At 54.4% G+C, this 22,888-nt stretch carries 20 protein-coding genes; all 20 read left to right on the plus strand.

Annotated elements, in window-relative coordinates; genetic code table 11:
- The first annotated feature begins 31 nt into the window (after nucleotides 1–31).
- The 20 genes from ilvI to secM all read left to right on the plus strand — a co-directional run bounded on the left by ilvI (nucleotide 32) and on the right by secM (nucleotide 22,874).
- The gene (ilvI, locus tag OGW16_RS07485; protein WP_072033399.1) at nucleotides 32–1,756 is read left to right on the plus strand and encodes an acetolactate synthase 3 large subunit; all 1,725 of its coding nucleotides are present in this window, start codon (nucleotides 32–34) and stop codon (nucleotides 1,754–1,756) included.
- A gap of 2 nt (nucleotides 1,757–1,758) precedes the next feature.
- Entirely contained in the window at nucleotides 1,759–2,250 is a 492-nt protein-coding gene (gene ilvN / locus OGW16_RS07490) for an acetolactate synthase small subunit (RefSeq protein ID WP_003829566.1), read from the plus strand.
- Nucleotides 2,251–2,503: 253 nt separating this feature from the next.
- On the plus strand, nucleotides 2,504–3,508 hold the full coding sequence (gene cra, locus OGW16_RS07495; protein WP_016151689.1) for a catabolite repressor/activator: 1,005 nt from the start codon (nucleotides 2,504–2,506) through the stop codon (nucleotides 3,506–3,508).
- Between the two features lie 612 nt (nucleotides 3,509–4,120).
- A complete protein-coding gene (gene mraZ / locus OGW16_RS07500) occupies nucleotides 4,121–4,579 on the plus strand; it encodes a division/cell wall cluster transcriptional repressor MraZ (protein ID WP_005124560.1) in 459 nt (152 codons plus the stop codon).
- 1 nt (nucleotide 4,580) lies between these two features.
- Nucleotides 4,581–5,522: a 16S rRNA (cytosine(1402)-N(4))-methyltransferase RsmH gene (gene rsmH, locus OGW16_RS07505; RefSeq protein ID WP_042312345.1), complete on the plus strand. Its 942-nt coding sequence runs from the start codon at nucleotides 4,581–4,583 to the stop codon at nucleotides 5,520–5,522.
- Nucleotides 5,519–5,884: a cell division protein FtsL gene (gene ftsL / locus OGW16_RS07510; RefSeq protein ID WP_006686695.1), complete on the plus strand. Its 366-nt coding sequence runs from the start codon at nucleotides 5,519–5,521 to the stop codon at nucleotides 5,882–5,884. The genes rsmH and ftsL overlap by 4 nt, the downstream gene beginning before the upstream one ends.
- A gap of 15 nt (nucleotides 5,885–5,899) precedes the next feature.
- Nucleotides 5,900–7,666 carry a peptidoglycan glycosyltransferase FtsI gene (gene ftsI, locus OGW16_RS07515; RefSeq protein ID WP_016151691.1) on the plus strand — a complete coding sequence of 589 codons (1,767 nt, stop codon included), beginning with the start codon at nucleotides 5,900–5,902 and terminating at the stop codon, nucleotides 7,664–7,666.
- The gene (murE, locus tag OGW16_RS07520) at nucleotides 7,653–9,140 is read left to right on the plus strand and encodes a UDP-N-acetylmuramoyl-L-alanyl-D-glutamate--2,6-diaminopimelate ligase (protein WP_043018421.1); all 1,488 of its coding nucleotides are present in this window, start codon (nucleotides 7,653–7,655) and stop codon (nucleotides 9,138–9,140) included. Before ftsI ends, murE begins: the two co-directional genes overlap by 14 nt.
- Nucleotides 9,137–10,495 carry a UDP-N-acetylmuramoyl-tripeptide--D-alanyl-D-alanine ligase gene (gene murF, locus OGW16_RS07525; RefSeq protein ID WP_286518219.1) on the plus strand — a complete coding sequence of 453 codons (1,359 nt, stop codon included), beginning with the start codon at nucleotides 9,137–9,139 and terminating at the stop codon, nucleotides 10,493–10,495. The genes murE and murF overlap by 4 nt, the downstream gene beginning before the upstream one ends.
- On the plus strand, nucleotides 10,489–11,571 hold the full coding sequence (gene mraY / locus OGW16_RS07530; protein ID WP_016151694.1) for a phospho-N-acetylmuramoyl-pentapeptide-transferase: 1,083 nt from the start codon (nucleotides 10,489–10,491) through the stop codon (nucleotides 11,569–11,571). The genes murF and mraY overlap by 7 nt, the downstream gene beginning before the upstream one ends.
- 2 nt (nucleotides 11,572–11,573) lie before the next feature.
- Complete coding sequence (gene murD / locus OGW16_RS07535; protein WP_286518221.1) at nucleotides 11,574–12,890, plus strand: UDP-N-acetylmuramoyl-L-alanine--D-glutamate ligase; 1,317 nt, start codon at nucleotides 11,574–11,576, stop codon at nucleotides 12,888–12,890.
- A complete protein-coding gene (gene ftsW / locus OGW16_RS07540) occupies nucleotides 12,890–14,134 on the plus strand; it encodes a cell division protein FtsW (RefSeq protein WP_019078372.1) in 1,245 nt (414 codons plus the stop codon). Before murD ends, ftsW begins: the two co-directional genes overlap by 1 nt.
- A complete protein-coding gene (murG, locus tag OGW16_RS07545) occupies nucleotides 14,131–15,198 on the plus strand; it encodes an undecaprenyldiphospho-muramoylpentapeptide beta-N-acetylglucosaminyltransferase (RefSeq protein WP_075145206.1) in 1,068 nt (355 codons plus the stop codon). The genes ftsW and murG overlap by 4 nt, the downstream gene beginning before the upstream one ends.
- Nucleotides 15,199–15,249: 51 nt before the next feature.
- Entirely contained in the window at nucleotides 15,250–16,725 is a 1,476-nt protein-coding gene (gene murC / locus OGW16_RS07550; RefSeq protein WP_043018425.1) for a UDP-N-acetylmuramate--L-alanine ligase, read from the plus strand.
- A complete protein-coding gene (locus tag OGW16_RS07555; RefSeq protein WP_043018426.1) occupies nucleotides 16,718–17,638 on the plus strand; it encodes a D-alanine--D-alanine ligase in 921 nt (306 codons plus the stop codon). Before murC ends, OGW16_RS07555 begins: the two co-directional genes overlap by 8 nt.
- Nucleotide 17,639: 1 nt before the next feature.
- The gene (gene ftsQ, locus OGW16_RS07560) at nucleotides 17,640–18,473 is read left to right on the plus strand and encodes a cell division protein FtsQ (protein ID WP_003018758.1); all 834 of its coding nucleotides are present in this window, start codon (nucleotides 17,640–17,642) and stop codon (nucleotides 18,471–18,473) included.
- Nucleotides 18,470–19,732: a cell division protein FtsA gene (gene ftsA / locus OGW16_RS07565; RefSeq protein WP_003018755.1), complete on the plus strand. Its 1,263-nt coding sequence runs from the start codon at nucleotides 18,470–18,472 to the stop codon at nucleotides 19,730–19,732. Before ftsQ ends, ftsA begins: the two co-directional genes overlap by 4 nt.
- A 62-nt stretch (nucleotides 19,733–19,794) precedes the next feature.
- Nucleotides 19,795–20,946: a cell division protein FtsZ gene (gene ftsZ / locus OGW16_RS07570; protein WP_003018753.1), complete on the plus strand. Its 1,152-nt coding sequence runs from the start codon at nucleotides 19,795–19,797 to the stop codon at nucleotides 20,944–20,946.
- A 100-nt stretch (nucleotides 20,947–21,046) separates the two neighbouring features.
- Nucleotides 21,047–21,964: a UDP-3-O-acyl-N-acetylglucosamine deacetylase gene (lpxC, locus tag OGW16_RS07575; RefSeq protein ID WP_006686706.1), complete on the plus strand. Its 918-nt coding sequence runs from the start codon at nucleotides 21,047–21,049 to the stop codon at nucleotides 21,962–21,964.
- Between the two features lie 403 nt (nucleotides 21,965–22,367).
- Nucleotides 22,368–22,874 (plus strand): secA translation cis-regulator SecM, encoded by a 507-nt coding sequence (secM, locus tag OGW16_RS07580; RefSeq protein ID WP_047406191.1) that lies wholly within the window; start codon nucleotides 22,368–22,370, stop codon nucleotides 22,872–22,874.
- The last annotated feature ends 14 nt before the right edge of the window (nucleotides 22,875–22,888 follow it).

Here is a 22,888-nt window from a genome sequence, read left to right on the forward strand (position 1 = left end):
ACCGTAATTCATTATAAGAGTGAGGCAAGCCATGGAGATGTTGTCTGGAGCCGAGATGGTCGTCCGATCGCTCATCGATCAGGGTGTGAAGCAGGTATTCGGTTATCCCGGGGGGGCCGTCCTCGATATTTATGATGCGCTACATACGGTCGGCGGTGTTGATCATGTGCTGGTCCGTCATGAACAGGCCGCGGTACATATGGCTGATGGCCTGGCGCGCGCCACGGGGGAAGTCGGCGTTGTTTTGGTCACCTCCGGACCGGGGGCAACCAATGCAATCACCGGGATTGCAACGGCATATATGGATTCCATTCCACTGGTGATCCTCTCCGGACAGGTTGCCACCTCCCTGATTGGCTACGATGCCTTTCAGGAGTGCGACATGGTGGGCATATCCCGCCCGGTGGTAAAACACAGCTTCCTGGTTAAACAAACGGAAGACATCCCGCAGGTGCTGAAAAAAGCCTTCTGGCTGGCGGCAAGCGGTCGTCCGGGACCGGTGGTAGTGGATTTGCCGAAAGATATTCTGAATCCGGCGAAAAAACTGCCTTACAGCTGGCCGGAGTCTGTAAGTATGCGTTCATATAATCCGACAACGACCGGACATAAAGGTCAGATAAAACGTGCTCTGCAAACGCTGGTAGCGGCGAAGAAACCGGTGGTCTATGTGGGCGGTGGCGCGGTGAATGCCGCCTGCCACCAACAGCTGGGGCAGATTGCCGAAGCACTGAATCTGCCGGTTGTTTCCTCGCTGATGGGGTTAGGCGCGTTTCCGGCCACGCATCGCCAGGCGCTGGGTATGTTGGGCATGCACGGTACTTACGAAGCCAATATGACCATGCATCATTCCGATGTGATCTTTGCCGTCGGCGTTCGCTTCGACGATCGAACGACCAATAACCTGGCCAAATATTGCCCGAATGCGACCGTACTGCATATCGACATCGATCCGACCTCCATTTCAAAAACCGTCACGGCGGATATTCCGATTGTGGGCGATGCTCGCCTGGTGCTGGATCAGATGCTTGAGTTGCTGGAGCAGGAAAAATCACAGCAGCCGCTGGATGATAACCGTGACTGGTGGCAACAGATTGAACAATGGCGCGCCCGTCAGTGCCTGAAATACGACACGCAAAGCGAAAGTATTAAACCACAGGCGGTAATAGAAACCATCTGGCGTCTGACGAAAGGGGAGGCATATGTGACCTCTGATGTTGGTCAGCATCAGATGTTTGCCGCACTTTACTATCCGTTCGATAAACCACGCCGCTGGATTAACTCAGGCGGCCTCGGCACCATGGGATTCGGTTTACCCGCGGCGTTGGGGGTGAAAATGGCGCTGCCCGATGAAACGGTGGTGTGCGTGACCGGAGATGGCAGCATTCAGATGAATATCCAGGAGCTGTCGACGGCGCTGCAATATGAACTGCCGGTGCTGGTGCTCAACCTTAACAACCGCTATCTCGGCATGGTCAAACAATGGCAGGACATGATCTACTCCGGGCGCCACTCCCAGTCTTACATGCAGTCGCTGCCCGATTTTGTACGCCTTGCCGAGGCTTATGGGCATATTGGTATCCAGATTAATCATCCAGATGAACTGGAGAGCAAGCTGGGCGAAGCGCTGGAACATGTGCGTAACCATCGTCTGGTGTTTGTCGATGTCACCGTCGATGGCAGTGAGCATGTCTACCCGATGCAGATTCGTGGGGGCGGGATGGATGAAATGTGGTTAAGCAAAACGGAGAGGACCTGATTATGCGCCGGATATTATCAGTATTGCTGGAAAACGAGTCGGGTGCATTGTCGCGTGTGATTGGCCTCTTCGCCCAGCGTGGATACAACATTGAAAGCCTGACCGTCGCGCCGACTGACGATCCGACCTTATCGCGGATGACGATTCAGACGGTTGGGGATGAGAAAGTCCTGGAGCAGATCGAAAAGCAGCTTCACAAGCTGGTGGATGTTCTGCGCGTCAGCGAACTGGGGCAGGGCGCGCACGTTGAACGAGAAATCATGCTGGTGAAAATCCAGGCCAGCGGTTATGGCCGGGAAGAGGTGAAACGTAACACGGAGATTTTCCGCGGGCAAATCATCGACGTTACGCCGTCGATCTACACCGTACAACTGGCGGGCACCAGCGATAAGCTGGATGCGTTTCTGGCAACCCTGCGTGAAGTCGCCAAAATTGTGGAGGTTGCCCGCTCCGGCGTGGTGGGACTTTCTCGCGGCGATAAAATTATGCGCTAACGTGCAGGGATAACGTAGGCCTGATGAGGCGCGCTAGCGTCGGCATCAGGCAATAATACCTTGCCGGATGGTGCTAATGCTTATCCGGCCTGGGCGAGAAGCATTGGCTATCGGTTGCTTTTTTTTTGCGAAATCAGCAGTAACCAGAGACAAAAGCGGTTGCCGCAGTCATTATTCTGCGCTTAGATGTTAAGAAGTTTAACCCATGCCATCTAAAAGGTTATGGTTTGTACATTTTACGCAAGGGGCAATTGTGAAACTGGATGAAATCGCTCGGTTGGCCGGCGTTTCGCGAACGACTGCAAGCTACGTTATTAACGGCAAAGCAAAGCAATATCGCGTAAGCGACAAAACGGTCGAAAAAGTCATGGCGGTGGTGCGTGAGCATAATTACCACCCGAACGCCGTGGCGGCCGGGCTACGTGCTGGACGCACACGTTCTATTGGGCTTGTGATCCCGGATCTCGAGAACACGAGCTATACCCGGATCGCAAACTATCTGGAGCGCCAGGCGCGTCAGCGCGGGTATCAACTGTTGATTGCCTGCTCTGAAGATCAGCCGGATAACGAAATGCGTTGTATTGAGCATCTTTTACAACGCCAGGTTGATGCCATTATTGTGTCGACCTCCTTGCCGCCTGAACACCCGTTCTATCAGCGCTGGGCGAACAGTTCATTCCCGATTGTGGCGCTGGACCGCGCGCTGGATCGCGAACATTTCACCAGCGTGGTGGGCGCAGACCAGGATGATGCCCAAATGCTGGCGGAGGAGTTACGTAAATTCCCTGCTGAAACCGTGCTCTATCTGGGGGCGCTCCCTGAATTATCCGTCAGTTTCTTGCGCGAACAGGGTTTCCGTACCGCATGGAAAGACGATCCGCGTGAAGTGCATTTCCTCTATGCCAACAGCTATGAACGTGAAGCGGCCGCGCAGTTGTTTGATAAATGGCTGGAAACGCATCCAATGCCTCAGGCGCTGTTTACCACGTCGTTTGCTCTGCTGCAGGGAGTGATGGATGTGACCCTGCGTCGCGACGGGCAGTTACCGTCTGATTTGGCGATTGCGACGTTTGGCGACCACGAACTGCTCGACTTCCTGCAGTGCCCGGTACTGGCGGTAGCGCAGCGTCATCGCGATGTTGCTGAGCGCGTGCTGGAGATTGTGCTGGCAAGCCTGGATGAGCCGCGAAAACCAAAACCAGGATTAACGCGTATACGGCGTAATCTGTACCGTCGCGGTATACTTAGCCGTAACTAAGAGCCTCAATTGATGATGTCGGCGGGATAAGCCTCTGACGTCATCAATTATTCCATTCTCAGAAATAACCGCATTATAATTAAGAATATTCTTTAGAATTATCTGAAATTGATTCTTAAATTATGCCGAATTAAAAATGCAACTCTCCATTTTGGGGTTATTGAGAAGTAACGACGCGTTACGGTTGTATTATTTTGTTACATGCTTGTAGGGATTTGCCGAATTAACAAACACTTTGCTGCTGCGTTGCGGCAATCTCACCTTCACCTCGCTCCTGTGCGGCGTACAGACTGATTAACTGGTACTGTTATCTCGCTGCATATTGTCCTAAAATGCCGCTCGCGTCGCAAACTGACACTTTATATTTTCTTTTGATGATATTCAGTTGTTTTAAACAATCATGAGTTGTTGGATTTTTTTCTTACAAATATTCATGACGTTAATTTGCTTCGTTTGCTGTACGGAATTTGTTCAACGCTGATATTAGCCGTAAACAATGTGTTTTTTGCTCCGCTAAGCGCCGTGACTTGCTTGACAAGGTTTTCCTCCGCTCCGTAAACTCCTTTAAGTGGGAATTTGTGGGATAAAGTGGTAATCGGGGGTGAGGCTGGCATGTTCCGGGGAGCAACGTTAGTTAATCTCGACAGTAAAGGGCGCTTATCCGTGCCTACCCGTTATCGGGATCAACTGCTCGAGAGCGCTACCGGTCAAATGGTTTGCACCATTGACATCCATCACCCGTGCCTGCTGCTGTACCCCCTGCCTGAATGGGAAATCATCGAACAGAAGTTATCGCGTCTGTCTAGCATGAATCCAGTTGAGCGTCGCGTACAGCGTCTGTTGTTGGGTCATGCCAGCGAATGTCAGATGGATAGCGCTGGTCGCTTATTGATAGCGCCCATTCTGCGTCAACACGCAGGGTTAACGAAAGAAGTGATGCTGGTTGGGCAGTTCAATAAGTTTGAGCTGTGGGATGAAACGACCTGGTATCAACAGGTCAAGGAAGATATCGACGCTGAGCAGTCTGTTACCGGCGCGCTGTCGGAACGATTGCAGGATTTGTCTCTATAAAATGATGGAAAATTATAAACATACAACGGTGTTGCTGGATGAAGCCGTAAACGGCCTGAATATTCGTCCAGACGGCATCTACATTGACGGGACATTTGGTCGCGGTGGTCACTCACGTCTGATCCTCTCCCAGCTTGGCGAAGAGGGACGTTTACTGGCCATCGATCGCGATCCGCAGGCTATTGCCGTTGCACAGACGATTACCGATCCCCGTTTTTCCATCGTCCATGGACCTTTTTCTGCGCTGGCTGACTACGTCGCCGAGCGCGGACTGACCGGTAAGATCGACGGGATTCTTCTCGATCTTGGGGTTTCTTCTCCGCAGCTTGACGATGCTGAGCGCGGATTCTCATTTATGCGTGACGGTCCGTTAGATATGCGAATGGACCCGACACGCGGTCAGTCAGCGGCCGAATGGCTGCAAACCGCCGATGAAGCAGACATTGCCTGGGTGATCAAAACCTTTGGCGAAGAGCGCTTCGGCAAACGCATTGCTCGCGCCATCGTGGAGCGCAACCGCATCGAACCAATGACCCGCACTAAAGAGCTGGCAGAGGTGATTGCGGCGGCAATGCCGGTGAAAGACAAATTCAAACATCCCGCGACCCGTACCTTCCAGGCGGTGCGCATTTGGGTGAACAGTGAACTGGAGGAGATAGAGCAGGCGCTAAAAAGCTCGCTCAGCGTGCTGGCACCAGGTGGTCGCCTTTCGATAATCAGTTTCCATTCGCTTGAAGATCGCATTGTGAAACGCTTTATGCGCGAACAAAGCCGTGGTCCTCAGGTTCCGGCTGGAATACCGATGACCGAAGCGCAGATCAAAAAACTGGGCGGCCGTGAGTTAAGAGCACTAGGCAAGATGATGCCGGGTGAAGAAGAGGTAGCTGAAAATCCTCGTGCCCGTAGTTCAGTTCTGCGTATTGCAGAGAGGACGAACGCATGATCAGCAGAGTGACAGAAGCCCTCAGCAAAGTTAAAGGATCGATAGGAAGCAACGAGCGCCATGCCTTGCCTGGCGTGATCGGTGACGATCTTTTGCGGTATGGGAAGCTGCCACTCTGCCTGTTCATTTGCATTATTTTGACGGCGGTTACCGTCGTGACAACAGCACACCATACGCGGTTACTGACCGCGCAGCGTGAGCAGCTGGTTCTGGAGCGAGATGCGCTGGATATCGAATGGCGTAACTTGATCCTTGAGGAGAACGCGCTCGGCGACCATAGCCGTGTTGAACGGATCGCAACGGAAAAGCTGCAAATGCAGCATGTTGATCCCTCACAAGAAAATATCGTAGTACAAAAATAAGGATAAACGCGACGCATGAAAGCAGCGGCAAAAACGCACAAACCAAAACGCCAGGAAGAACAAGCCAACTTTATCAGTTGGCGTTTTGCGTTACTGTGCGGCTGTATTTTGCTGGCACTGGGTTTTCTGCTCGGGCGCGTTGCCTGGCTGCAAATCATCGCGCCGGACATGTTGGTGCGTCAGGGCGACATGCGTTCTCTGCGCGTCCAGGAAGTGTCTACGTCACGCGGGATGATTACCGACCGCTCGGGTCGTCCGCTGGCGGTGAGCGTTCCGGTGAAGGCGATTTGGGCCGACCCGAAAGAGGTGCATGATGCAGGAGGCGTGAGCGTTGGTGAACGCTGGCGGGCGTTGTCGACTGCCCTGAACCTCCCACTCGATCAACTGGCTTCCCGCATTAACGCCAACCCGAAAGGGCGCTTTATCTATCTGGCGCGTCAGGTAAACCCTGACATGGCTGACTACATCAAGAAACTGAAGCTGCCAGGTATTCATCTGCGCGAAGAATCCCGCCGTTACTATCCTTCCGGAGAAGTGACCGCTCACCTCATCGGCTTTACTAACGTCGACAGTCAGGGGATTGAAGGCGTTGAGAAGAGCTTCGACAAGTGGCTCACCGGGCAACCGGGCGAACGTATTGTACGTAAAGACCGTTATGGCCGCGTCATTGAGGATATTTCCTCTACCGACAGTCAGGCGGCGCATAACCTTGCGCTAAGCATTGATGAGCGTTTACAGGCGCTGGTTTACCGTGAACTGAATAACGCGGTGGCGTTTAACAAGGCGGAGTCAGGCAGTGCGGTACTGGTGGATGTGAACACCGGTGAAGTGCTGGCAATGGCCAACAGTCCGTCTTACAACCCGAATAATCTCACCGGTACGCCGAAAGATGCGATGCGTAACCGTACCATTACCGACGTGTTTGAGCCGGGTTCTACCGTCAAACCGATGGTGGTGATGACGGCGCTGCAGCGTGGTGTTGTACGTGAAAATACCGTACTTAACACCATCCCTTATCGAATTAATGGTCACGAAATCAAAGACGTGGCGCGTTATAGCGAATTGACCCTCACCGGGGTTTTGCAGAAGTCGAGTAACGTCGGTGTTTCCAAGCTGGCGTTAGCGATGCCGTCCTCAGCGTTAGTAGACACTTACTCACGTTTTGGGCTGGGAAAAGCGACCAATTTGGGGTTGGTCGGAGAACGCAGTGGCTTATATCCTCAAAAACAACGGTGGTCTGACATAGAGAGGGCCACCTTCTCTTTCGGCTACGGGCTAATGGTAACGCCGTTACAGTTAGCGCGAGTCTATGCAACGATCGGCAGCTATGGCGTATATCGTCCGCTGTCGATCACCAAAGTTGACCCTCCGGTTCCTGGCGAGCGTATCTTCCCGGAATCAACCGTGCGTACCGTGGTGCACATGATGGAAAGCGTGGCGCTGCCCGGCGGCGGCGGCGTGAAGGCGGCGATTAAAGGTTATCGTATCGCCATTAAAACCGGTACGGCGAAAAAAGTAGGCCCGGATGGCCGCTACATCAACAAATACATTGCTTATACCGCAGGCGTTGCGCCTGCGAGTCAGCCGCGCTTCGCGCTGGTTGTTGTTATCAACGATCCGCAGGCGGGTAAATACTACGGTGGCGCCGTTTCCGCGCCGGTCTTTGGTGCCATCATGGGCGGCGTACTGCGCACCATGAACATCGAGCCGGATGCGCTGACAACGGGCGATAAAAATGAATTTGTGAATAATCAAGGCGAGGCAACAGGTGGCAGATCGTAATTTGCGCGACCTTCTTGCTCCATGGGTGCCGGGTGCACCGGAGCGAGCACTGCGGGAGATGACGCTTGACAGCCGTGTGGCTGCATCGGGCGATCTCTTTGTCGCAGTATTGGGTCATCAGGCGGACGGGCGTCGGTATATCCCGCAGGCGATAGCGCAAGGTGTGGCTGCCATTATTGCAGAAGCAAAAGATGAAGCTACTGACGGTGAAATCCGTGAAATGCACGGCGTGCCGGTTATCTATCTCAGCCAGCTTAACGAACGTTTATCTGCACTGGCAGGCCGTTTTTACCACGAGCCTTCTGAAAAAATGCGTCTGGTCGGCGTGACCGGGACCAACGGTAAAACCACCACTACCCAATTGCTGGCGCAGTGGAGCCAACTGCTTGGCGAAACCAGCGCGGTAATGGGAACAGTAGGCAATGGCCTGCTGGGCAAAGTGATCCCGACGGAAAATACTACCGGCTCAGCCGTTGATGTCCAGCATGTGCTGGCGGGGCTGGTTGCGCAAGGCGCAACGGTTGGCGCGATGGAAGTGTCTTCACACGGTCTGGTTCAGCATCGCGTGGCGGCGCTGAAGTTTGCCGCATCAGTATTTACTAACTTAAGCCGTGATCATCTTGACTACCACGGCGATATGGAACATTACGAAGCGGCGAAATGGCTGCTGTATTCCACGCACCAATGCGGTCAGGCCATCGTCAACGCGGATGATGAAGTCGGTCGTCGCTGGCTGGCCAAACTCCCGGATGCGGTTGCCGTTTCGATGGAAGACCACATCAATCCGAACTGTCACGGTCGTTGGTTAAAAGCGGTTGACGTGAATTATCACGACAGCGGGGCAACGATTCGTTTTACCTCCTCATGGGGTGACGGCGAAATTGAAAGCCACCTGATGGGCGCGTTTAACGTCAGCAATCTGCTGTTGGCGCTGGCGACGCTGCTGGCGCTGGGATATCCGTTAGCTGATTTACTGAAAACGGCGACACAATTGCAGCCGGTTTGCGGGCGTATGGAAGTGTTCAGCGCGCCGGGTAAAACCACCGTTGTGGTTGATTATGCCCATACGCCAGATGCGCTGGAAAAAGCGCTGCAGGCGGCACGTCTGCACTGTGCTGGCAAACTGTGGTGCGTCTTTGGTTGCGGCGGCGATCGCGACAAAGGCAAACGCCCGTTGATGGGCGCGATTGCTGAAGAGTTTGCTGATGTTGTCGTGGTGACCGATGACAACCCACGTACTGAAGAGCCGCGCGCCATTATTAACGACATTCTGGCGGGGATGCTGGATGCCGGACAGGCGAAGGTAATGGAAGGTCGCGCAGAAGCGGTGACAAATGCCATTATGCAGGCGAAAGAAAATGACGTGGTGCTGGTGGCCGGTAAAGGTCATGAAGACTACCAGATCGTTGGTTCACAGCGCCTCGACTATTCTGACCGCGTCACGGCAGCGCGTCTGCTGGGGGTAATCGCATGATTAGCGTAACGCTCAGCCAACTGGCGGAGATCCTCCGTGGCGAATTAAAAGGGGCCGATCTGACCCTTGATGCGGTGACAACCGATACGCGTAAAGTGACGCCGGGCTGCCTGTTTGTGGCGCTGAAAGGCGAACGCTTTGACGCCCACGATTTTGCCGACAAAGCGCAAGAGAGCGGGGCGGGTGCGCTGCTGGTCAGCCGTCCGTTGGACATCGATCTGCCGCAGCTGATTGTTAAAGATACGCGTCTGGCGTTTGGTGAACTGGCCGCGTGGGTTCGCGCCCAGGTTCCGGCGCGCGTTGTTGCGCTGACCGGCTCTTCCGGGAAAACGTCCGTCAAAGAGATGACGGCGTCCATTCTGAGTCAATGCGGCAACACCCTATATACCGCGGGCAACCTGAACAACGACATCGGCGTACCGATGACGCTGCTGCGCTTAAACAACGATTACGACTATGCCGTAATTGAGCTCGGCGCCAATCATCAGGGGGAAATCGCCTGGACCGTTGGTCTGACACGTCCGGAAGCGGCGCTGGTGAACAACCTGGCCGCCGCGCATCTGGAAGGCTTCGGCTCTCTGGCCGGTGTTGCAAAGGCAAAAGGTGAGATTTTTACCGGCCTGTCAGCGAACGGTATCGCCATTATGAATGCCGACAACAACGACTGGCTGAACTGGCAAAGCATCATCGGCGATCGCAAAGTCTGGCGCTTCTCGCCGAATGCGGCTAACAGCGACTTTTCGGCGGATAACGTTCATGTGACCTCACACGGCACAGAGTTTTCGCTGCAAACGCCAACCGGAAGCATTGATGTTCTGCTGCCGCTGCCGGGTCGTCACAACATTGCTAACGCCCTGGCGGCGGCTGCGCTCTCTATGGCGGTAGGCGCGACGCCAGAGGCGATCAAAGCGGGCCTGAAGGATCTGCAAGCGGTGCCGGGGCGTCTGTTCCCGGTTCAACTGGCAGAAAATCAGCTGCTGCTGGACGACTCCTACAACGCTAACGTCGGCTCAATGACCGCAGCGGTACAGGTGCTGTCCGAAATGCCCGGCTACCGCGTGCTGGTGGTTGGCGATATGGCAGAGCTTGGCGCGGAAAGCGAAGCCTGCCACGTACAGGTAGGTGAGGCTGCAAAGGCTGCAGGTATCGACCGGGTGCTGAGTACAGGGAAACTGAGTCAGGCAATTAGCCATGCCAGCGGCGTTGGTGAGCATTTTGCGGATAAAACCGCGCTGACCGCGCATCTTAAGGCGCTGATTGCAGAACATCAGATCATGACGATTTTAGTGAAGGGTTCACGTAGTGCCGCCATGGAAGAGGTAGTACGCGCATTACAGGAGAATGGAACATGTTAGTTTGGCTGGCCGAACATTTGGTCAAATATTATTCCGGCTTTAACGTCTTTTCCTATCTGACGTTTCGCGCCATCGTCAGCCTGCTGACCGCGCTGTTCATCTCTTTGTGGATGGGCCCGCGCATGATCGCCCGCTTGCAAAAAATGTCCTTTGGACAGGTCGTACGTAACGACGGTCCGGAATCACACTTCAGTAAACGCGGTACGCCGACCATGGGCGGGATTATGATCCTCACCGCGATTGTTATCTCCGTACTGCTGTGGGCATACCCGTCGAATCCATATGTATGGTGTGTGCTGGTGGTATTGGTCGGTTACGGCATTATCGGTTTTGTCGATGACTACCGTAAAGTGGTACGCAAAGACACCAAAGGCCTGATCGCGCGCTGGAAATACTTCTGGATGTCGGTGATTGCGCTGGGCGTGGCTTTTGCGCTGTATCTGGCCGGTAAAGATACCCCCGCCACCGAGCTGGTGGTGCCATTCTTTAAAGACGTGATGCCGCAACTGGGACTGTTCTACGTCCTGCTGGCGTACTTTGTGATTGTGGGGACTGGTAACGCGGTTAACCTCACCGACGGCCTTGATGGTCTGGCGATTATGCCGACCGTGTTTGTGGCCGCGGGTTTTGCGCTGGTGGCCTGGGCGACCGGTAACATGAACTTCGCCAACTATCTGCACATTCCTTATTTACGTCATGCCGGCGAACTGGTGATCGTCTGTACGGCGATTGTCGGCGCGGGCTTAGGCTTCCTGTGGTTTAACACCTATCCGGCGCAGGTCTTTATGGGCGACGTCGGATCGCTGGCGCTGGGCGGCGCGCTGGGCATTATTGCCGTGCTGCTGCGTCAGGAATTCCTGCTGGTGATCATGGGCGGCGTATTTGTCGTAGAAACCCTGTCGGTCATTCTGCAGGTTGGCTCCTTTAAGCTGCGCGGACAGCGCATCTTCCGTATGGCGCCGATTCACCATCACTATGAACTGAAAGGCTGGCCGGAACCGCGCGTAATTGTGCGCTTCTGGATTATTTCGCTGATGCTGGTGCTGATTGGCCTGGCAACGCTGAAGGTACGTTAATCATGGCTGATTACCAGGGTAAAAAAGTCGTCATTATCGGTCTGGGTTTGACCGGGCTGTCCTGCGTGGATTTCTTCCTGGCGCGTGGCGTGACGCCGCGCGTAATGGATACCCGCGCGACGCCACCTGGTCTGGACAAATTACCGGAAGCGGTTGAGCGTCATGTTGGCAGCCTGAATGATGACTGGCTGCTGGCCGCCGATCTCATCGTCGCCAGCCCTGGTATCGCCCTGGCGCATCCTTCACTGAGCGCCGCCGCCGATGCGGGAATTGAAATTGTTGGCGACATTGAGCTGTTCTGTCGCGAAGCGCAGGCGCCGATCGTTGCGATCACCGGTTCCAACGGGAAAAGTACTGTTACTACGTTGGTAGGCGAGATGGCGAAAGCGGCCGGTGTGAACGTGGGTGTTGGCGGTAATATCGGCCTGCCCGCGCTGATGCTGCTGGACGACGAACGTGAGCTGTATGTTCTGGAACTGTCGAGCTTCCAGCTGGAAACAACCTCCAGCTTACACGCCGTAGCCGCCACCATTTTGAACGTCACCGAAGATCATATGGACAGATATCCGTTTGGCTTGCAGCAGTACCGTGCGGCCAAACTGCGCGTCTATGAAAACGCGCAAATCTGCGTGGTCAACGCTGATGATGCGCTGACCATGCCGATTCGCGGGGCGGATGAGCGTTGCGTGAGCTTTGGCGTCAACATGGGTGACTATCACCTGAACCGTCAGCAGGGCGAAACCTGGCTGCGGGTGAAGGGGGAAAAAGTCCTCAACGTGAAAGAGATGACGCTTTCCGGCCAGCATAACTATACCAATGCCCTGGCCGCGTTGGCGCTGGCGGATGCTGCGGGTCTGCCGCGGGCGTCGAGTCTGAAAGCGCTGACCACGTTTACCGGTCTGGCGCACCGTTTTCAGACCGTGCTTGAGCACAACGGCGTGCGCTGGATTAACGATTCTAAAGCCACCAACGTGGGCAGCACTGAGGCCGCGCTGAATGGCCTGCATGTTGATGGTACTTTGCACCTGCTGCTGGGCGGCGACGGGAAATCCGCTGACTTTATGCCGCTGCAACGTTACCTGACCGGCGACAACATTCGTCTGTACTGCTTTGGTCGTGATGGCGCGCAGCTTGCCGCTCTGCGACCTGACGTTACGGAACAAACTGAAACCATGGAGCAGGCAATGCGCCTGCTCGCACCGCACGTGAAACCGGGTGATATGGTGTTGCTGTCGCCCGCCTGCGCCAGCCTCGACCAGTTCAAGAACTTTGAGCAACGCGGTGACGTCTTTACCCGCCTGGCGAAGGAGTTGGGTTGATGCGCTTATCTCTCCCTCGTCTGAGAATGCCGCGCTTACCGGGACTGGGTGTCCTGGCGTGGATCTTCGCGGCACTTAAAGGCTGGGTGATGGCTTCGCGTGATAAAGACGCGGACAGCCTGATCATGTATGACCGCATGCTGCTGTGGCTGACCTTTGGTCTGGCAGCGATCGGCTTTGTGATGGTGACATCGGCATCGATGCCCGTAGGGCAACGTCTGGCGGGCGATCCTTTCCTGTTTGCCAAGCGTGACGCGCTGTACATCTTCCTCGCGTTCTGTCTGGCGATGGTGACGCTGCGTCTGCCGATGGAGTTCTGGCAAAAATACAGTACGACGATGCTGATAGCCTCGATCATCATGCTGTTGATCGTGCTGGTGGTGGGTAGTTCCGTTAACGGTGCGTCGCGCTGGATTGCGCTGGGGCCGTTGCGTATTCAGCCTGCGGAATTTACCAAGTTGTCGCTGTTCTGTTATCTCGCCAACTACCTGGTGCGTAAAGTTGATGAAGTGCGTAACAACCTGCGCGGCTTCTTAAAACCAATGGGCGTGATCCTGGTGCTGGCTATTTTGCTGCTGGCACAGCCTGACCTGGGTACGGTGGTGGTGCTGTTTGTCACTACCCTGGCGATGCTGTTTCTCGCCGGTGCGAAACTGTGGCAGTTCATTGCCATCATCGGCATGGGGATTTCCGCGGTTGTGCTGCTGATCCTTGCTGAGCCGTATCGTATTCGCCGCGTAACCTCCTTCTGGAACCCATGGGAAGATCCGTTCGGCAGTGGCTACCAGCTGACGCAATCGCTGATGGCTTTTGGTCGCGGTGAGGTTTGGGGGCAAGGCTTAGGTAATTCCGTCCAAAAGCTCGAGTATTTACCGGAAGCGCACACCGACTTCATCTTCGCCATTATTGGGGAAGAGCTGGGTTATATCGGTGTGGTATTGGCACTTTTAATGGTATTCTTCGTCGCTTTTCGCGCGATGTCGATTGGCCGTAAGGCGCTGGAAATAGATCACCGTTTTTCAGGCTTTTTAGCCTGCTCCATTGGGATCTGGTTTAGCTTCCAGGCACTGGTAAACGTCGGCGCTGCAGCAGGTATGCTGCCAACCAAAGGTCTGACGTTGCCGCTGATCAGTTATGGTGGTTCCAGTTTGTTGATTATGTCGACGGCCATCATGTTTTTGTTACGTATTGATTATGAAACGCGTCTGGAAAAAGCCCAGGCGTTTACACGAGGTGCACGATGAGTGGTCAACCGAAGCGGTTAATGGTGATGGCAGGCGGTACCGGCGGGCATGTGTTCCCGGGGCTGGCGGTCGCGCACCATTTAATGGCCCAGGGCTGGCAGGTTCGTTGGCTGGGCACCGCCGATCGTATGGAAGCGGACTTAGTGCCGAAACACGGCATTGAAATTGACTTTATTCGCATCTCCGGATTGCGTGGCAAAGGCGTCAACGCGCTGCTAGCCGCGCCCGTGCGTATTTTTAACGCCTGGCGTCAGGCGCGCGCCATCATGAAGCAGTTTAAGCCTGATGTGGTGCTGGGAATGGGTGGATATGTGTCCGGCCCTGGCGGACTGGCTGCCTGGTCCTTAGGCATTCCGGTTGTACTGCATGAACAGAACGGCATTGCAGGGTTAACCAATAAATGGCTGGCGAAGATTGCAACGAAGGTGATGCAGGCCTTTCCCGGTGCTTTCCCAAATGCGGAAGTGGTGGGCAACCCTGTACGCACCGACGTGCTGGCGCTGCCGTTGCCCGAAACGCGTCTGGCCGGTCGTGAAGGTCCGGTTCGCGTGCTGGTGGTCGGTGGATCGCAGGGCGCACGTGTTTTGAACCAGACGATGCCGCAGGTTGCCGCAAAGCTTGGCGATGCGGTAACTATCTGGCATCAGAGCGGCAAAGGCGCGCAGCAGACCGTCGAGCAGGCGTATGCCGACGCGGGACAACCGCAGCACAAGGTTACTGAGTTTATTGATGATATGGCAGCGGCCTATGCGTGGGCGGATGTCGTGGTTTGTCGCTCAGGGGCGCTGACGGTGAGCGAGATTGCCGCCGCAGGTTTACCCGCGCTGTTTGTGCCGTTCCAGCATAAAGACAGACAGCAGTACTGGAATGCGCTGCCGCTGGAAAAAGCGGGCGCCGCCAAAATTCTCGAGCAGCCGCAGTTTACTGTGGATGCCGTCGCCAGCACCCTTGCCGGGTGGTCGCGAGAAACCTTATTAACCATGGCAGAACGTGCGCGCGCCGCATCCATCCCGGATGCCACTGAGCGCGTGGCAAATGAAGTGAGCCGGGCTGCCCGGGCGTAATTGTGGTGATGCCTTTTGCATCGCATGAACTAAGAAGTTAATGGCTAAAGAATGAATACACAACAACTGGCAAAACTGCGTTCCATCGTGCCCGAAATGCGTCGCGTTCGGCACATCCACTTTGTCGGCATCGGTGGTGCTGGTATGGGCGGTATTGCCGAAGTTTTGGCCAATGAAGGTTATCAGATCAGCGGTTCTGACTTAGCGCCGAATCCGGTGACGCAGCAGTTGACGAATCTGGGCGCCACGATTTTCTTCAACCATCGCCCTGAAAATGTGCGCGATGCGAGCGTAGTGGTGGTCTCCAGCGCCATTTCTGCGGATAACCCGGAAATTGTTGCGGCGCATGAAGCGCGCATTCCGGTGATCCGTCGTGCGGAAATGCTGGCGGAGTTAATGCGTTTTCGTCACGGCATCGCTATTGCCGGTACGCATGGTAAAACCACGACCACGGCAATGGTCTCCAGCATTTACGCGGAAGCGGGCCTGGATCCCACTTTTGTCAACGGCGGTCTGGTGAAGGCCGCGGGCGTTCACGCGCGCCTGGGACATAGCCGTTATTTGATTGCGGAAGCGGATGAAAGCGATGCGTCGTTCCTGCATTTGCAGCCGATGGTGGCGATTGTCACCAATATCGAAGCCGACCATATGGATACCTACCATGGCGACTTCGAAAATTTAAAGCAGACGTTTATTAATTTCCTGCATAACTTGCCGTTTTATGGTCGTGCGGTGATGTGCGTTGACGATCCGGTGATCCGCGAGCTGTTACCGCGAGTTGGTCGTCAAACCACAACCTATGGTTTTAGTGATGATGCCGATGTGCGCGTTGAAGATTACCAGCAGATTGGCCCACAAGGGCACTTCACGCTGGTGCGTCAGGGGATGGCCGATTTACGTGTGACGTTAAACGCGCCGGGCCGCCACAATGCGCTGAACGCCGCGGCTGCGGTGGCGGTTGCGACGGAAGAAGGTATTGAAGATGACGCTATTCTGCGTGCGCTGGAGAGCTTCCAGGGTACCGGACGTCGTTTCGACTTCCTCGGCGAATTCCCGCTTGAGCCAGTGAACGGTAAAACCGGGACCGCGATGCTGGTCGATGATTATGGTCACCACCCAACGGAAGTGGACGCCACGATTAAAGCCGCGCGTGCGGGCTGGCCCGACAAAAATCTGGTCATGCTGTTCCAACCGCACCGGTTTACGCGTACACGCGATCTGTATGACGACTTTGCCAACGTGCTGACCCAGGTCGATGCGCTGTTGATGCTGGACGTGTACGCCGCGGGCGAAGCCGCGATTCCGGGGGCCGACAGCCGCTCGCTGTGCCGTACGATTCGTGGTCGCGGTAAGATCGATCCGATTCTGGTATCCGATCCGGCCCTGGTGGCAGAAATGCTGGCACCAGTATTAACCGGCAACGATCTGATTTTGGTGCAGGGCGCTGGAAATATCGGCAAAATCGCGCGTTCCTTAGCTGAAATCAAACTGAAGCCGCAAAACCCGGAGGAAGAACAACATGGCTGATAAAATCGCGGTCCTGTTAGGGGGAACCTCCGCAGAACGTGAAGTTTCGCTGAATTCCGGCGCGGCCGTACTGGCAGGGTTACGCGAAGGTGGTGTTGATGCCCATCCGGTTGATCCTAAAGAGGTCGATGTCACTCTTCTGAAATCTATGGGTTTTCAGAAGGTGTTTATTGCGTTGCATGGTCGTGGCGGGGAAGATGGCACGTTGCAGGGCATGCTGGAGCAAATTGGCCTGCCATATACCGGCAGCGGCGTCATGGCTTCCGCAATTTCGATGGACAAACTGCGCAGCAAGCTGCTGTGGCAGGGCGCAGGTTTACCCGTCGCACCATGGGTTGCATTGACCCGCGCTGAGTTCGAAAAAGGTCTTAGCGATGAAGCAGTTACAAAAATTTCTGCGTTAGGTTTGCCGCTGATTGTGAAGCCAAGCCGTGAAGGCTCCAGCGTAGGGATGTCAAAAGTTGAAGAAGAAAATGCTTTGCAGGGTGCATTAGCATTGGCTTTTCAGCATGATGAAGAAGTACTGATTGAAAAATGGCTCAGTGGCCCGGAATTTACAGTTGCGATACTCGGCGAAGAAATTTTACCGTCAATACGTATCCAACCCGCGGGAACCTTCTATGATTATGAGGCGAAGTATCTCTCTGATGAGACACAATATTTCTGCCCTGCAGGTCTGGAAGCCGAACAAGAGGCCCGTTTGCAGGAATTAGTCCTGAAAGCATGGACCGCATTGGGCTGTAAAGGTTGGGGTCGCATTGACGTCATGCTGGACAGCGATGGCCAGTTTTATCTGCTGGAAGCCAATACCTCTCCAGGTATGACCAGCCACAGCCTGGTGCCGATGGCGGCACGTCAGGCAGGCCTGAGCTTCTCGCAGTTGGTGGTAAGAATTCTGGAGTTGGCGGACTGATATGTCGCAGGCTGCGCTGAACACGCGAAACGGTGATGAAGAAGAAGTAAACTCCTCACGCCGCAATAATGGAACGCGTCTTGCAGGAATACTGTTCCTGCTGACAGTGCTGTGCACCGTGTTTGTCAGCGGCTGGGTAGTGTTGGGGTGGATGGAAGATGCGCAGCGTTTGCCATTGTCAAAACTGGTGTTAACCGGCGAACGGCATTACACGCGCAATGACGATATCCGTCAGTCCATCCTTGCGCTGGGCGCTCCGGGTACCTTTATGACTCAGGATGTGAACATCATCCAGAGCCAGATTGAACGTCTCCCCTGGATAAAACAGGCGAGCGTCAGAAAGCAATGGCCTGATGAATTGAAGATTCATCTGGTTGAATATGTGCCAATAGCGCGTTGGAATGACCAACACATGGTGGATGCAGAAGGAAATACGTTCAGCGTCCCAACCGGTCGGGCCAATAAGCAGGTATTACCTATGTTGTACGGACCGGAAGGCAGCGCAAGTGAAGTGTTGCAAGGGTTCCGTGATATGGGGCAGGTGCTGGCTAAGGATAGATTCACCCTGAAGGAAGCGGCGATGACCGCGCGTCGTTCCTGGCAGTTGACGCTGAATAACGATATTAAGCTCAATCTGGGCAGGGGCGATACGATAAAACGTTTGGCTCGCTTTGTGGAACTCTACCCGGTTTTACAGCAGCAGGCGCAAACCGATGGCAAACGGATTAGCTACGTTGATTTGCGTTATGACTCAGGAGCGGCAGTAGGCTGGGTTCCCTTGCCTCCTGAGGAATCTAATCAGCAACAGAATCAGGCACAGGCAGAACAACAATGATCAAGGCGACGGACAGAAAACTGGTAGTTGGACTGGAGATTGGCACCGCGAAGGTAGCCGCTTTAGTAGGGGAAGTTCTGCCCGACGGTATGGTCAATATCATTGGCGTGGGCAGTTGCCCATCGCGAGGTATGGATAAAGGCGGGGTGAATGACCTTGAGTCAGTGGTGAAGTGCGTACAACGCGCCATTGACCAGGCTGAACTGATGGCAGATTGCCAGATCTCCTCTGTGTATCTGGCGCTTTCCGGTAAGCATATTAGCTGTCAGAATGAAATTGGTATGGTGCCCATTTCCGAAGAGGAAGTGACGCAGGAAGATGTGGAGAACGTGGTACATACGGCAAAATCCGTACGCGTTCGCGATGAACATCGTGTTCTGCACGTTATTCCGCAGGAATACGCCATCGATTACCAGGAAGGTATCAAAAATCCGGTCGGTCTTTCCGGCGTGCGTATGCAGGCAAAAGTCCATCTTATTACCTGCCACAACGACATGGCGAAGAATATTGTCAAAGCCGTTGAACGTTGTGGCCTGAAAGTTGACCAACTGATTTTTGCCGGGTTGGCAGCCAGTTATTCCGTGTTGACGGAAGATGAACGTGAACTGGGTGTCTGCGTGGTGGATATTGGTGGTGGTACAATGGACATCGCCGTTTATACTGGCGGGGCGTTGCGCCACACTAAAGTGATCCCTTATGCAGGGAATGTCGTGACCAGCGATATCGCGTATGCCTTCGGTACGCCGCCGAGCGATGCAGAAGCTATCAAAGTGCGCCATGGTTGCGCACTGGGTTCCATCGTCGGTAAAGACGAGAGCGTTGAAGTGCCAAGCGTGGGGGGGCGTCCACCGCGTAGCCTGCAACGTCAGACCCTGGCAGAGGTCATTGAGCCGCGTTATACCGAGCTGCTCAACCTGGTCAACGAAGAAATTTTGCAATTACAGGAACAGCTTCGCCAGCAGGGTGTGAAACATCATCTGGCGGCGGGGATTGTGTTAACCGGCGGTGCTGCGCAAATTGAAGGTCTTGCGGCCTGCGCACAGCGCGTGTTCCATACGCAAGTACGTATTGGCGCACCGCTGAATATTACCGGTCTGACGGATTATGCTCAGGAGCCGTATTATTCCACGGCGGTGGGGCTGCTTCACTACGGGAAAGAATCCCATTTGAGTGGTGAAGCTGAAGTTGAAAAACGCGTAACGGCATCAGTTGGCTCGTGGATCAAACGACTCAATAGCTGGCTGCGAAAAGAGTTTTAATTTTTAAAGAGACCAACGCACATTCACGGTCTCAGGCGACAGGCACAACGGAGAGAGAAACTATGTTTGAACCTATGGAACTTACCAATGACGCGGTGATTAAAGTCATCGGCGTCGGCGGCGGCGGCGGTAATGCCGTTGAACACATGGTGCGTGAGCGCATCGAAGGTGTTGAATTCTTCGCTGTGAATACCGACGCTCAGGCGTTGCGTAAAACGGCGGTTGGACAGACCATTCAGATTGGTAGCGGCATCACCAAAGGTCTGGGCGCGGGTGCAAACCCGGAAGTCGGTCGTAATGCGGCAGACGAAGATCGTGAAGCTCTGCGTGCAGCGCTTGACGGCGCAGACATGGTGTTCATCGCAGCTGGCATGGGCGGCGGTACCGGTACCGGTGCAGCGCCAGTGGTGGCTGAAGTAGCAAAAGATTTAGGTATCCTGACCGTTGCCGTCGTGACTAAGCCTTTCAACTTTGAAGGCAAGAAGCGTATGGCATTCGCAGAGCAGGGTATCACCGAGCTGTCCAAACATGTGGACTCTCTGATCACTATCCCGAACGACAAGCTGCTGAAAGTGCTGGGTCGCGGTATCTCCCTGCTGGATGCGTTTGGCGCAGCGAACGACGTGCTGAAAGGCGCGGTTCAGGGTATCGCTGAACTGATTACTCGTCCGGGTCTGATGAACGTCGACTTTGCAGACGTGCGCACCGTGATGTCCGAAATGGGCTACGCGATGATGGGCTCCGGCGTGGCAAGCGGTGAAGACCGTGCAGAAGAAGCGGCTGAAATGGCTATCTCTTCTCCGCTGCTGGAAGACATCGATCTGTCCGGCGCGCGTGGTGTGCTGGTCAACATTACTGCGGGCTTCGACCTGCGTCTGGATGAGTTTGAAACCGTGGGTAACACGATCCGTGCATTTGCATCGGATAACGCGACTGTGGTTATCGGTACCTCTCTGGATCCGGATATGAACGACGAACTGCGCGTGACCGTTGTGGCGACTGGAATTGGTATGGACAAGCGTCCTGAAATCACTCTGGTGACCAACAAGCAGGTACAGCAGCCGGTAATGGATCGTTACCAGCAGCACGGTATGGCGCCGTTGACGCAAGAGCAGAAACCGGTAGCGAAAGTGGTTAACGACAATACGCCGCAAACCACGAAAGAGCCGGATTATCTGGATATCCCAGCATTCCTGCGTAAGCAAGCTGATTAAGAATTAGCTGGAATTTGGGAATTGTGGCTCTTTGTGCTAAACTGGCCCACCGAATGTATAGTACACTTCGGTTGGATAGGTAATTTGGCGAGATTATACGATGATCAAACAAAGGACTCTTAAACGTATCGTTCAGGCGACTGGCGTCGGTTTGCATACCGGCAAAAAAGTCACCCTGACATTACGCCCTGCGCCGGCCAACACCGGGGTCATCTATCGTCGCACCGACTTGAATCCTCCGGTAGATTTCCCGGCCGATGCCAAATCTGTGCGTGATACCATGCTCTGTACGTGTCTGGTCAATGAGCATGATGTGCGGATTTCAACCGTAGAGCACCTTAATGCTGCTCTGGCGGGCTTAGGTATCGATAACATCGTTATTGAAGTTAACGCCCCGGAAATCCCGATTATGGATGGCAGTGCCGCTCCGTTCGTTTATCTGCTGCTTGATGCAGGTATTGAAGAACTGAGCAGCGCCAAAAAATTTGTTCGCATCAAAGAGACCGTTCGTGTCGAAGATGGCGATAAGTGGGCTGAGTTTAAGCCATACAATGGTTTTACGTTGGATTTCACCATCGACTTTAACCATCCGGCAATCGACTCCAGCACGCAGCGCTACGCGATGAACTTCTCTGCGGATGCGTTCATGCGCCAGATCAGCCGCGCGCGTACTTTCGGCTTCATGCGTGATATCGAATATCTGCAGTCCCGCGGCCTGTGTCTGGGCGGCAGCTTCGATTGTGCCATCGTTGTTGACGATTATCGCGTATTGAACGAAGACGGCCTGCGTTTTGAAGACGAATTCGTTCGTCACAAAATGCTCGACGCGATTGGTGACTTGTTCATGTGTGGTCATAACATTATTGGTGCATTCACCGCGTATAAATCCGGTCATGCATTGAATAACAAACTGTTGCAGGCGGTCCTGGCAAAACAGGAAGCCTGGGAATATGTGACCTTCCAGGACGATGCAGAACTGCCACTGGCGTTCAAAGCACCTTCGACCGTACTGGCATAATAACTATACACAAAATCATTCAAGTTGCATCAAGGCGGCAACTGAACGAATCCGCAGGAGCGTACACTAGTACGTGACTGGGGTGAGAGAAAGCAGCCAACAAAGGGGCAGCTTGAAAGATGAAGTGTATACCTGTCGCATAAATTCGACTGGTTAATCTGGCACTCTCTCCGGCCAGGTGAGCCAGTCGTTTTTTTTATCTTCCGATTGCAAACCACCTTCTCTGAAGCGACTTTTCCCACAGGTAGATTAAAATACCGTTCGATCGCTGCTTTCTTAAGCATATTTACCCGCGACTTGCGTCATTACTGCTGTGGTGCGAACGCATTAATGGTAATATTTGTGCGCAAAAATGGTTTTGCATTTGTAACCCCAAACGCAGGGTATATCAGGTGGCAATAACGTGAGTGGAATACTGACGCGCTGGCGACAGTTAGGCAGACGGTACTTCTGGCCGCATCTCCTGTTGGGGATGGTCGCGGCTAGTTTTGGCCTGCCCGCGCTCGGTAATGCTGCTGAACCTAATACCCCTGCGAAGGCGACCGCCAGCAATCACGATCAAGGCGCTAAAGTTAACTTTAACCAGCTTGCTTTGCTGGAAGCGACCAATCGCCGCCCGAATTTTACCGTCGACTACTGGCATCAGCATGCTATTCGTACGGTTATTCGCCATCTTTCTTTTGCTATGGCCCCTCAGGCGCTACCCGTTGCCGAAGAGCCGTTGCCAATCCAGGCGCACCATCTTGCGTTACTGAATACGCTCAGCGCGATGCTGACGCAAGAAGGCAGACCGCCCGCGACCGTGAGTCGCGTGACATACGCCCATTTTACCTCTCAGGCCGCGTTTAGCGTTCCGGTCTGGATCAGTCAGCTGCAGGGAATCCGCGCTGGCCCTCAACGCCTCAGCTAAAAAAGAACCTTCCA

Origin of the sequence: Citrobacter sp. Ce104 (assembly GCF_030334595.1) — a bacterium.
GTDB lineage: Bacteria > Pseudomonadota > Gammaproteobacteria > Enterobacterales > Enterobacteriaceae > Citrobacter > Citrobacter europaeus.